The sequence below is a fragment of the Ruminococcus sp. AM31-15AC genome, from assembly GCF_003462045.1.
GTDB classification, from domain to species: domain Bacteria; phylum Bacillota; class Clostridia; order Oscillospirales; family Ruminococcaceae; genus Hominimerdicola; species Hominimerdicola aceti.
Genome location: NZ_QTYG01000004.1, coordinates 96,563 through 108,054, shown reverse-complemented (window position 1 = coordinate 108,054; position 11,492 = coordinate 96,563). Strand labels below are relative to the sequence as shown.

Sequence of the window (11,492 nt, the reverse complement as noted above, 5' to 3'; positions counted from 1 at the left end):
TTGAGTTGAGGTCACACCTGTTCCCATGCCGAACACAGTAGTTAAGCTCTTCTTCGCCGAAAATACTTGGATGGTAACGTCCCGGTAAGATAGGGTGCTGCCGACACCTATGCACCATTAGCTCAGATGGTAGAGCAACTGACTCTTAATCAGTGGGTCCTGGGTTCGAGTCCCCGATGGTGCACCACATTCCCGTAACGGGCAGATATATTTTTGCTCGCTGCGGTTTTTCTTTATATGCTGCAGCTCAGCATTATATGGCCCGTTGGTCAAGCGGTTAAGACTCCGGCCTCTCACGCCGGCATCGGGAGTTCGATTCTCCCACGGGTCACCAATATTTCCTCTCGCTTGCGTGAGGTCGTTATGCAGCTTCTCAAAAAGCTTGCTATTTTTTTTGCTCTATGTGGACCATTAGCTCAGTTGGTTAGAGCAACCGGCTCATAACCGGTGGGTCCGGGGTTCGAGTCCCTGATGGTCCACCACATTTTTTATCTAGGGGTATAGCTCAGTTGGTAGAGCAGCGGTCTCCAAAACCGCGTGCCGAGGGTTCGAATCCTTCTGCCCCTGCCAGAGTGTTTTCTAAGTCGTAGACGTTTTGTCTGCGGCTTTTTTTGTTTATCTGCTACAAATTTTGCAGTATCAATTCGTATAAAGATACAAATTATTGGAAACTTATAAATAAAACTATTGACAAAATTATGATGTTGATTTAAGATATGAGTGTACACGAAAAACATCATATTTTGACATTAGGCAATAACGGTATTCATATCTGTTTTGCTTTAATTGGTATATTAGGTCGCTTTTTAATGTTTTTCAAAAGGTGGCTTTTTTTATATGGTAAAAGGAGTGGCAGATTTGAATGAGTTGGATTTTGACTTGATGGTACGATTGATAGCATGTGGGCTGTATGAGAAACGGCAGTGCAACGATAAGTATAGTTACAGTAGCAAGCTTTTTGCTGGGATAAATAGGCTTGCAGCTTTGGCGGCTGTGAATGAGCAATATGATATGCTTTCAGATCTCCATGAATGCGCTTTTATTGAGAATTATGCTGTGAAGCCAGTGAAAACGTGGTTTGAGGGGTGGAACAGTGATTTTGTCAAAAGTGTGGAAAAGTTTGACCTTTATCATACAAATGCGTTGATAGAGTTAAGTGAAAATCGTCGATATACTCTTACCGACGATTGTGTTGATCTTATTTCTGATTCAGAGAAAGATTACGCAAATGACTTGGAACAGCGTTACATTTATTCTCTATTGACTAACCTTACCAACGAATTGTATGTGGCTGTTCGGCGGTTTATTGTGGAAAATCCAATTTGTTCTGATGAAAAAATGCGTAAATTTAAAATGGAGCATTGTCAAGACTATGAGATTTTAAATAAGATGTTTTCGCAAGCCTACGAAAATGTACCAAATGAAAGCTATATTTGTCCGAAATGCGGCTGGACAATGACTTTTTATGGAGCACAAGCACAGTGCTGTAACAAAAGCTGTTTGAAAAATATACCGAAAAAAGATGATTTGAAGCCATTGAGATTTCAGGACGGCAATTGGCGGCTTAGGCATGGTGTTATGAGATATATGTGTTTGCCTGGGCAGTTGGAGTTGAAAATACAGAAAATTGCGGAAAAATGTGGTTGCGGGGCGGAGCTTTGGCCTGACAGAGATAAGTATGATGTAAAGATAACTTTGCCTGACGGGCAGGTTTGGGCTATTGACGCAAAGACCCACAGAAACCCTTATATGCTGAAAAAGAGCATTGAAAATGACTATGATTTTACTCATACTAAGGCACAAAAAGTCTTTTATGTTGTGTCTGACGATTGTTTGACGGATTATCCTGATTATTGCAAGATATGCAATGATGCGTTAGCAAGCAGTTTTCCTGATTCAATTGCTAAATGCGTTTCCATGAGAATTTTTTCAAAAGAGCTGAAAGGAGAGGTGGAAGATGTCAAGCTTAGAAACTATCAAAAGAAGTCTTAGAAATTATCTTCCAACTTCTGTGAATCTTGATGATTTCATCAAGGCAGAAATGACCCTTGCTCTTTTGGAAAAATGCAAGCCCGAGGGCGACCCCACAAAGGCGTATCTTCTGCTTCATAATTACAGCCTTTTGGGCGAGGTAGTTTGCGATGAAACTGCTTTTCTGCTTCAAAAAGCTCACAGACTTTTACATTCTTGCAGTTCAAAGATGAATTGGGCAAAGGTTCTTGAAAATTACCGCAATGCTCAGTCAGAGTTTTGTTTGTATATTTTTACAGAGAAAATCGAAAAGGGCAGCAAGGTCTTGAAATTTGCCCGAAACACCGAGCTGGCAGTTGAGCCTGACCGTGCGGACGTTTACTTCGACTATATCAGAAACCATAAGGAAGAAAAGCATTTTGGATACGCAAAAGGTGGGGAATACAGCTACAGCATTAAGGACAAGACAAGCTCCACTGTATATAGCGCTGATGTTGAGATACCTGACTGCACACCGCAAATGCCTATAAGTCCTCCGCCTAAGAAAACCAGAAAAAAGATAAGTGTTTCTACAGATGAGTTGCTTGCAAGTGCGGCTGAAATGGCTGAGAAAAAGCCTGATGATTATTGCTATTCTATACTCAAAAGCAACACCCTAAAAGCTGTCACGGAGGGCAATGTTAAGAGTGCAAACAGGCTTGAGATCGACAAGATAACAAACCTTGTTGGCATGGTCGGCTCAGGAAAATCCACTCTTATGAAAGTGCTGTCTTATCACCTTGCAAAGGCTGATAAAAAGGTCGTTCTTGTGCTTGACACTGTTTCAGTGTGCTGGAGATGTGTTCTTATTTATCTCAGTTTGGAGTTAGTGTCTCACCTGTGATAGGCAGGAGCGGACGTGAAAAATACATCGATCAGGTGGCGAAAGCTCAAGAAAAATATTTGCAAAATGAGTATTCTAAGTATCTCACTGCCCCTTGTATTATCGACGGCATGGCAAAAAATAAGAGCGACAAAAGTTCTGCACCAATGTTTGGAAACGAGCCGTGCAGGTCGCTTATGAAAATTAAAAAGCACTATAATTGCCCTTATATGGATATTTGCCCTGCGGTGAGAATGTACCGAGATGTTTATACGTCAAATGTTATCGTGACCACCGTGCAGGGGCTTGCGGCAATAAGGCTTTTGGGGGATAACAAGCTGTTTTTGGAGTATGTGCTGGAGCAAGCCGACCTTGTGGTATTTGATGAATGTGACAAGGTGCAGAAAACACTTGACGAGTTTTTCACACCGTCAGCAAGCTTTGATAAGTTTAGGCAGAATGCGGCGGCTTTATGCAGTGAAGCAATGAACAAGGAAACGGAAGCTCTTGACGGCATGGAGAAAAATGAATCGGGATATATCCGTAAACTTATGAGATCTTTAGGAGTCTGCATGGCGGTGAGAGAAGCCATAAGTGCTTATGGTGGCACATGGCGAACGATACTTAGCAGGACGTTTTCAGCAGAAATATTGTATCAGGCAATTTGCAGAGAAAACCAGAAAAATAAATACATATCTGACAAATCACTTGAGCATATGCGGCGTGTGACTATTGGATTGGATCATGACAAAGACATTGAGCATATATTAAAATTTGCCTTGTCGGAAGATGATATAAAGATTTTTTCTTCCGATATAAGCGATTGGCTCACGGACAATAACTGTAAGCCTGACAAAACTTTTTCTGACCATATCAAGCTTTATCTTGTGGTGGCGGCATTCGATAATTACATCAGGGAGATAAGCGATTCCTATTTGTTTTTGCCGTATGAGCGGAAAACACAGCAGGAGCTTACTGACTTTTTGTCTACACGTTTTACCGCACAGCAGAAAATTCTCCCTTCATCTGCAATGGGTAATCTTTTCGGCATGAAGAACGACCCGCAAAAGGGGCTTATTCTTTACCGTCAATACGCATTCGGACGTGCGCTTATGGACCGTATGCCTTGGCTTCGGCTCACGGATAAGGGTCAGCCCGCAGGACCTAATGTGCTGCTGCTTTCGGGTTCAAGCTGGGCGGACGGCTGTTTGCAATATCATGTCAATGTGCCTGTGAAGTATCTTCTTGAAGCGGAGGAGTGGAAGCGCAGGAAGATAGCGGAGTCGAAAATGATAGACCTTGGAACTGCTATAAGAGTTTCAGGCAGTGGCAGTGAAGAACGTGAAGAAAATCTTACAGAGGTCATAAAAAAGATAATTGGGACAATAGAAGCGGAGCTTCGCTCTGAGGGAAAACTGCTTATGATAGTGAACAGTTACAGTGAAGCACAAACTGCGGCAAATTATCTCAACAGACTTTTGTCGAATGGAAAGACGGTGGCGTGTATGAGCAGGGAAGCAGATGAATTTGACGAGAACATGATACTCAGGAGCGAGATAGCAGACTTTTCAGATCATTCGGCTGATATAATGGTAGCCCCTGCGCAGGCGATAGAGCGAGGTTATAACATTGTTGACAAGGACGGTCATTCGGCGTTTGGAAGCGTATTCTTTTTGGTGCGCCCAATGGAAGTTCCTGACGAGATATCTTCAAAATGCACAAAGCTAAACGGCTATCTTGAAAGACACTGTGTTCTGTCCGGGAAGAAAAACGCTTTTGACAGGGCGGCAAAGCTTCGCAGTGAAGCCACAAGGCAATGGTCGCTCATGGAACGTCAGGGAAAAATGCAGTTAAGCTCCCTTGACCCTGTGATGAAGCTTGACGTAACGGCAAGCTTGTTTGTGCTTATTTTGCAGATATTCGGACGGCTTTGCAGGATAACGGACGAGAGCAAGCCTGCACCGAGAGTTTATTTTGCAGACGGAGCTTTTCGCCGTTCTGAGAAAAATACTGCAGGCTACGACCTGCTAAACGAGCTTATAGATTATATTGACAGCATGATTGACAACAAAGAAACGGGAAAGATAGCAGAAACGCTTTATCAGCGTTTTATGAAGCATTCAAAAAAGGAGTTGAAAAAAATGAATTCGCCGATATATTCGATGACATTTATTCCGAAGAAGAGGAATTTTAAGCTGTATTATCTTGCTTTTCCAAAGTCTTGGAAAGAACTGCTCATACAGTTGCAAGTTTCTGCCAACAAAAAATACGATCCGGAGTATTATATGAAGCTGTTCGGCTTGAAAGCATGCCTGAACGGGTGGCTTGACGAAGTTGTAAACGTGGGCAACATGAAAGCAAATTCTGATGACAGCAGGTGGTTCGTGTCTTTGAATGAGCCTGATGTTCATAAGATATGCAAGATAATGAAAATATGGGTCACGGCAGAATATGAGCTGAATGATAAGGCAACCTCGGAAACAAAGGCGATAGCAGAAAAGTTTAAAAGCGAGATAGACCCTGATGTGCTGAGATATGGTATCACCTCGGAAGAAGTATGCCTTTTCAACGAGGACGGCACTGCGGCGGTGGACTATGCCTTTGACGCCTTTGCGCTGTATGTGGCGAACTCTCTTAATGGAAAGACCATACCCTTTTTCGGTCAGGAGCTTACGTTCAGCAATTGTGGCTTAAAAAAGCTTGTTAGCCAGCCTATAGAATATAAGGGTCAATATTATTCCTACGGGCTTGAATTTTCAGTTCAGACAACTCCGCCCCAGCGTGAGTGTATGCTTCTTGTTTTTCCAAGCGTGAAACGCTTTGTTTCAAATGCTTGGAAAAAGAAGATATACCTTAAAGAGAACATAAACGCTCTTGTGAAAATGTCTGAAAATAAATACAGAGTTATGAAAATGAAGCAGCAGCAAAAAAATATTGATAAAGAAAAGACAGAATATTTTCGTGATTGGAACTATGCTGACATAAACTGCTATGGATTGTATCATAATAACTCAAAATTTCCTGCGGCGGACGAGGTGCTTAAACACCCTGAAATTTATGTGGGCAAAAATGCGAGACCGCAGATACTTTTGCCTTATAAATTCGGCATGGATTTCACCAATATGAAAATTGGCACAGGAGTGTCTGTAAAGGAAAAATGTGAGTTTTATCATCAGCTGACGCCGCTTCTGAAAGATATCGCAGAGCCTATGGGCGAGGTGCAGTCTGTGGGTGCGGTGCATTATAATAAACCTGATAAAAAGAAATTTGAGGCGGCTGATATCCAGAAAATGCGCAGAGAAAGGCTGAAAGTCTGCACGGGCAGGGATAAGATCACTCTCGAGATATACGGTCATGACAGCGACGAGCCTTTAAAAAACGCTATTATGGAGGATATCTGCCAGTATTTTGGCAACACGGACGGCTCAGATGTGAAAATAGAGATAGAAAAGTGCAGTATAGGCTCTCTTGGGGATATGATGAACGGCAAAAGCTATGAAGACCACCTTTTGCGCATAAAAAGGGTGCAGGAAAGCGTTGAGAAGTCGGCTGAGATAAAGGGCGCAGTGGTTATCCTGAAAAACACTTCTGAGGAAAAGGGCGATCCGAAAGCCGCACTGAGGGCAGGTTTTGCGGACACAAACCGCCTTACGCAGTTTATTGTCCCTGACGTTTTAGATGAGAAAGCTAAGGATAAGCCTTCAAAAAGCAGGATACATGGAGCGGTGCTGGATATTTTCAGACAGTTTGGATACACGGAATTTGCTGACAACAGGAACACAGTGAAAAATCCTGCCTGCGCCGCTGATGTGATAGGTGTGTATGCTTATCAGACTTTAAGACCTTTGTGGGCGGCTGAAAGCAAATCGCCAGTGTTGACGGCTAAGTTCCTGCCTGCGTATGTGACTTTCAACGCACGAAGCGGACAGGTAAAAGCCGAGTGCGGTCTGTTTGATGAAAGAGAGCTTTCTTATCCCGAAGCGCTTATTGCTTTTTCAAAGCTTTCAAGAAAGGACGATTTTGTAGACAAGTGCAATAAAGCCGCAAGGGGTGGATTTGTCACTAAGCTTTTGGGCTTGAGAGATCTTTATAAGGAAAGCGACGGACTTGTGCTTGTTTCTTGCAATGGTTTGACAAGAAAGTTGTGGCACGGAATATCTGACACGAGCATTTCAGGCTATAACATGAAAAAGCCTTTTGTTCCTGAGAAAATTAAGATAGGAAATTCTATCTCTGAAAGGACGGCAGCTTTCACAGACTCACATCTTAGAATTATCCGTCTTAGAGAGGGCGTAAGCACTTTGGAAGTGCCTGATTATTATACTGAAATAAATGCAAAGGGCGATTTTACTCGTGCTTCAGGCGTTTATCGTCATAAAGATGTTTTTTGGGGAATTGACCTCTGTCCAAACAATTTTGAGTTTAAGGACAGCTACAAAAAATGCAGGGCTGACAATCCAAAGCTGAACTTTGACGAATGCGCTCTTATGGAGTATTATCCTTTACAGCTTAGGGGGGAGGACGACCCTAAGCAGTGGGTGGGATATGCAAATCTACTGAGAGAGCTTATGCCTGAAAATCCTTCCAGGCAATCTGTCCGCCTGCCTGCGCCGTTGCACCTCGCCAAACTCATGAGCGAATATTTTCTACTTTGCGACAAAGAAAAATAGTCTTGTTTACCTCAAACGGAAACATAATAGGATATAATAAAAGCAGTACCGAAATGCTTGGCACTGCTTCTAGGAAAGGAAATCCATATGATATACAAAATAACCTTGTTTGACGCCAACTGTCCCTCATGCACAAGCGGCACAGCTTCGTTTTTTACTGAGGATATCGACGAATTTGAACACAATTATTTTTCTGATGAAAATGTGGGATCGAACCAGCTTGAAGCGCAGAAACAACGCTATTTCCGCAGTAAGGCAGGGAAAATTGTCACCGACTATTACTCCGATGCCCCTGAGCTGAACATTTTTCAGTATGCAGAATATGGCACTATCGAAAAGCGAAAGACTTTTCATTACAAGGACAAGATCTTTGAGCTTCACAACGGATATTTAATTCCTTATCCTATATACGCCGCAGAAGCTATTGTGGAGCTGGCGCAGATAGCTTTTAAAAAGAACCCTAATGAGGAGGGCGAAAAGTATCTTGCGGTAAGATATTCACTGAGCGGAGTGTGCTGTGTGGGTTCTTCTTCGGATAAGTTCGAGGACTGCACCCCTTATGGAAATCCTATTATCAAGACCTGCTATCCTGAAGATCTGCCGTACAAAGGTGAAAAAGAAATCTATTCTGATTGCAAACTGTCAACATTTGCATGGGTGGAGCTGTATCAAAACTGTTTCAAGGGCGACCATGTCAACGGCTATGAGATAGAAGAGCCTACAGAAGAACAGCTTGCGTGGATAATGCGTGATATTCCAGGGGAGGCAGGCTAGTCTGCTGTGATGACACTGCCTATATCAATGTCGTTTTCTCTGAGATATCGGTCAGCTATTTTCAACCATTTTTGTGTGCCGTCAGAGCTTTCGATCAAAACACTGCACATGAGTTCGCTGTCCTCCGGTATGCCCTCGCAGCCGTAATCCTCTTCACTTATGTCTATAACTTTGTATTTCATGCTTTCAAGACCTTTCCGGTGTGATATTGGTGATACTATAATTATAGCACGGCATTAATTTTTTTCAAGAGAAATATACTAAGCACGGCACATGACCGTGCTTTTTTTGTTAGGTCGATTGTTAATAAAATGTAAAATATCTCTACAACCTGTTGACTTGGAGCTAACTCCAGGTGGTACAATATAAGTAAGCTAAAGCTAAGAAAAATTATAAATAAAACAGGAGGAAATGAAAATGTATCTTGAAAAAATAAACTCACCTGCTGACGTTAAAAAGCTCACTGTTGATGAAATGACAGCGCTGGCTGAGGAAATGAGAAAGGCTCTGCTTTTCAGGCTCAGCAGGCATGGCGGACATTTTGGCCCTAACTTCGGCATGGTGGAAGCCACTATCGCAATGCACTATGTTTTTGAGTCCCCCAAGGACAAGATAGTTTTTGACGTTTCACATCAAAGCTATCCACATAAAATGCTCACAGGCAGAAAGGAGTCCTATCTTGACGCTGACAAGTTCGATGATATCTCAGGCTACACAAACCCGGAGGAGAGCGAGCATGACTTTTTTACGGTTGGCCATACTTCCACTTCTGTGAGCCTTGCAAGCGGTCTTGCAAAGGCTAGAGATCTCAGGGGCGAGGAGGGCAACGTTATCGCTGTTATCGGCGACGGCTCACTCAGCGGTGGCGAAGCTCTGGAGGGTATCGACTTTGCAGGGGAAATGGATACAAACTTCATAATCGTTGTGAACGATAACGATATGTCTATCGCTGAAAACCACGGTGGTATGTACAGAAATCTCAAGCTTCTCCGTGATACCGAGGGCAAGGCTGAATGTAACCTTTTCAAGGCAATGGGTCTTGACTACGTTTTCGTTAAGGACGGCAACGATATCCCTTCGCTTATTGAGGCTTTTGAGGGCGTAAAGGACAGCAAAAAGCCTGTTGTCGTTCACATTGTAACACTAAAGGGCAAGGGCTATGCTCCTGCGGAAAAGGATAAGGAAACATGGCACTGGCATATGCCCTTCGACCCTGAAACAGGCAAGTCCCTTTACAATTCTGAGGGCGAGGATTACGGAACTGTTACCTGCGATCATCTTCTTGAGAAAATGCAGGCTGACAAGTCCGTGTGTGCTATAACTTCCGCTACTCCGACGGTTTTCGGCTTCACTACTGATGTCAGAAAGAAAGCAGGCAAGCAGTTTATGGACGTGGGCATTGCAGAGGAACACGCAGTGGCACTTGCCTCAGGTATAGCAAAGAACGGTGGGAAGCCTTTCTACGGCGTTTACAGCTCGTTCTTACAGCGTACCTACGACCAGCTTTCTCAGGACGTTTGCATAAATAAAAGTCCTGTTACAATAGCTGTTTTTGCGGCTTCGGTTTACGGCATGAGTGACGTTACTCACCTTGGAATTTACGATATACCGATGATATCAAATATCCCTGAGCTTGTTTATCTTGCACCTGTAACAAAGGAAGAATATCTTGCAATGCTGGATTGGTCCCTTGAACAGAAAGAACACCCTGTTGCAATAAGAGTTCCTGCAAGCATTGTTTCAGACGGCAAGCCTTTCACAAAGGATCTTTCAAAGCTCAACAAGTATGAGATGACACAGCAGGGGAGTCAGGTTGCTGTTATTGCACTTGGCTCGTTCTACGGCATGGGCGTTGAGGCTGCAAAGCTTATCGAGGAAAAAACAGGTGTCAAGGCTACTGTAATAAACCCTTACTACATCACAGGCATTGACAAGGAAATGCTTGAAAGCCTCAAGGCTGACCACAAGACTGTTATCACTCTTGAGGACGGCGTTCTTGAGGGCGGCTTTGGCGAGAAGATAGCAAGATTTTACGGTGACAGTGATGTAAAGGCCCTTTGCTTTGGTCTTGAAAAGAAGTTCTATGACCGCTATGACCCTGCCGAGGTGCTGAAAGAAAATCATCTTACTCCTGAGCAGATAGCTGAGGACGTTATAAAGACGCTTTGGTAAATTTTGTCATTAAGGAGCTTGCTTTGGCAGGCTCTTTTTTCTTGATTAAAAATGCAAATCGTGATATACTATAATAAGTTTAGATACATCAAGGAGAGAGAAAAAATGCTATTTAGTGAAGAGGCTATCGGCTTTTTGTTTGAAAATCATACGAGAGATAGTAAGGAATGGTTCAAGGAGCATAAGGCGGATTATCACAGGCTTATAGAAGAGCCTTTTGCGGAGCTTATCACTGCGCTAACGCCTATAATGAACGATATTGACAGCAGGATAGTATGCAACCCGAAAAAGATATCAAGGCTTTACAAAGACGCACGTTACAACAAGGGCGGACCGATATTCAGAGAGAGCGTGTGGTGTTCTTTGAAATGCCAGCGTGACAAAAGCGAATATCACCCCATGCCTGAGTTTTATTTCTATATCTCTACCCATGGTTTCGGCTATGGTTGTGGATATTACAAAACCGACAGAGAAAGTATGGACGAAATGAGGACGATGATACTTGCAGGGGCGCAGGAATATAAAAAGGCTTACAAGGCGCTGAAAGACAACAGCAAGTTCGTTTTGTTCGGTGACGAGTATAAGCGTGACCATTTTCCAAATGCCAGCCGTGAGGACGCTTTGTGGCTCAATAAAAAGGATATCGGTGTAAGTTTTGACAGTGAAGACCCTAAGCTGCTTTTCAACGTGAACTTGCTGGACACAGTATGCAGTGACCTTGCTTCTCTTGGAGATGTATACAGATTTTTTATGAGGGCGGAGGATAATATTTTGCAGAAAAAAGTAAAATAGCGGAGAAATTGTGTCTTGTTTGAGAATGCTTTCTGACAATTTTGTGTAAAACGCTATAAATTTTCTGGTTGTTTTATTGAAATATACAATTTATATGCTATTTGTTCAAAGAAATATTGACAGTGAATTGATTATATGTTATACTTTTATTATCCGAGGCACCGATGAAGTAAGGTGTATACTATGGGTGGATAAAAAATTATAAAGGCAAGACGTTTGAAATCTCTTTAAACGGTGTTGTCATGAAGGGG

The 11,492-nt window shown here is 42.8% G+C and carries 7 protein-coding genes, 4 tRNA genes and 1 rRNA gene; 11 read left to right on the top strand and 1 reads right to left on the bottom strand.

Annotation, left to right across the window (positions count from 1 at the left end):
* The 9 genes from rrf to DW793_RS02285 all read left to right on the top strand — a co-directional run.
* Positions 1–106: ribosomal RNA gene (gene rrf / locus DW793_RS02325) — 5S ribosomal RNA — on the top strand; the annotation flags it as partial.
* Positions 107–111: 5 nt separating this feature from the next.
* A tRNA-Lys gene (locus DW793_RS02320) sits at positions 112–187 on the top strand.
* A 72-nt stretch (positions 188–259) separates the two neighbouring features.
* Positions 260–334: transfer RNA gene (locus DW793_RS02315), tRNA-Glu, on the top strand.
* Positions 335–405: 71 nt separating this feature from the next.
* Positions 406–482 (top strand) — tRNA-Ile (locus DW793_RS02310).
* Positions 483–494: 12 nt separating this feature from the next.
* Positions 495–570, top strand: a tRNA-Trp gene (locus tag DW793_RS02305).
* 288 nt (positions 571–858) lie between these two features.
* Complete coding sequence (locus DW793_RS02300) at positions 859–1,992, top strand: restriction endonuclease-related protein (protein WP_147342149.1); 1,134 nt, start codon at positions 859–861, stop codon at positions 1,990–1,992.
* Positions 1,958–2,854, top strand: a complete 897-nt coding sequence (locus DW793_RS02295) for a hypothetical protein (RefSeq protein WP_118156946.1) — start codon at positions 1,958–1,960, stop codon at positions 2,852–2,854. Before DW793_RS02300 ends, DW793_RS02295 begins: the two co-directional genes overlap by 35 nt.
* Positions 2,851–7,503, top strand: a complete 4,653-nt coding sequence (locus DW793_RS02290) for a pPIWI_RE module domain-containing protein (RefSeq protein WP_181988268.1) — start codon at positions 2,851–2,853, stop codon at positions 7,501–7,503. Before DW793_RS02295 ends, DW793_RS02290 begins: the two co-directional genes overlap by 4 nt.
* Positions 7,504–7,590: 87 nt before the next feature.
* Positions 7,591–8,277, top strand: coding sequence for a hypothetical protein (locus DW793_RS02285; RefSeq protein WP_118156944.1), 687 nt, complete (start codon positions 7,591–7,593; stop codon positions 8,275–8,277).
* On the opposite strand, the gene DW793_RS02280 is transcribed toward DW793_RS02285, so the two are convergent.
* Positions 8,274–8,459 carry a hypothetical protein gene (locus DW793_RS02280; protein WP_022288254.1) on the bottom strand — a complete coding sequence of 62 codons (186 nt, stop codon included), beginning with the start codon at positions 8,457–8,459 and terminating at the stop codon, positions 8,274–8,276. The two genes, DW793_RS02285 and DW793_RS02280, sit on opposite strands and share 4 nt — an antisense overlap.
* A 235-nt stretch (positions 8,460–8,694) precedes the next feature.
* On the opposite strand from DW793_RS02280, the gene DW793_RS02275 reads away from it, so the two are divergent.
* Together DW793_RS02275 and DW793_RS02270 are read left to right on the top strand one after the other, a co-directional pair.
* A complete protein-coding gene (locus tag DW793_RS02275; protein ID WP_118156943.1) occupies positions 8,695–10,449 on the top strand; it encodes a 1-deoxy-D-xylulose-5-phosphate synthase in 1,755 nt (584 codons plus the stop codon).
* A gap of 105 nt (positions 10,450–10,554) precedes the next feature.
* Positions 10,555–11,241 carry a DUF2461 domain-containing protein gene (locus DW793_RS02270; RefSeq protein ID WP_181988267.1) on the top strand — a complete coding sequence of 229 codons (687 nt, stop codon included), beginning with the start codon at positions 10,555–10,557 and terminating at the stop codon, positions 11,239–11,241.
* Positions 11,242–11,492: the final 251 nt, after the last annotated feature.

What these genes read in the sequence shown, in the direction of transcription:
- DW793_RS02270 (WP_181988267.1), top strand. Translation starts at nt 10,555, where the DNA reads ATGCTATTTAGTGAAGAGGCTATCGGCTTTTTGTTTGAAAATCATACG.
- DW793_RS02280 (WP_022288254.1), bottom strand. Translation starts at nt 8,459, where the DNA reads ATGAAATACAAAGTTATAGACATAAGTGAAGAGGATTACGGCTGCGAG.
- DW793_RS02285 (WP_118156944.1), top strand. Translation starts at nt 7,591, where the DNA reads ATGATATACAAAATAACCTTGTTTGACGCCAACTGTCCCTCATGCACA.
- DW793_RS02295 (WP_118156946.1), top strand. Translation starts at nt 1,958, where the DNA reads ATGTCAAGCTTAGAAACTATCAAAAGAAGTCTTAGAAATTATCTTCCA.
- DW793_RS02275 (WP_118156943.1), top strand. Translation starts at nt 8,695, where the DNA reads ATGTATCTTGAAAAAATAAACTCACCTGCTGACGTTAAAAAGCTCACT.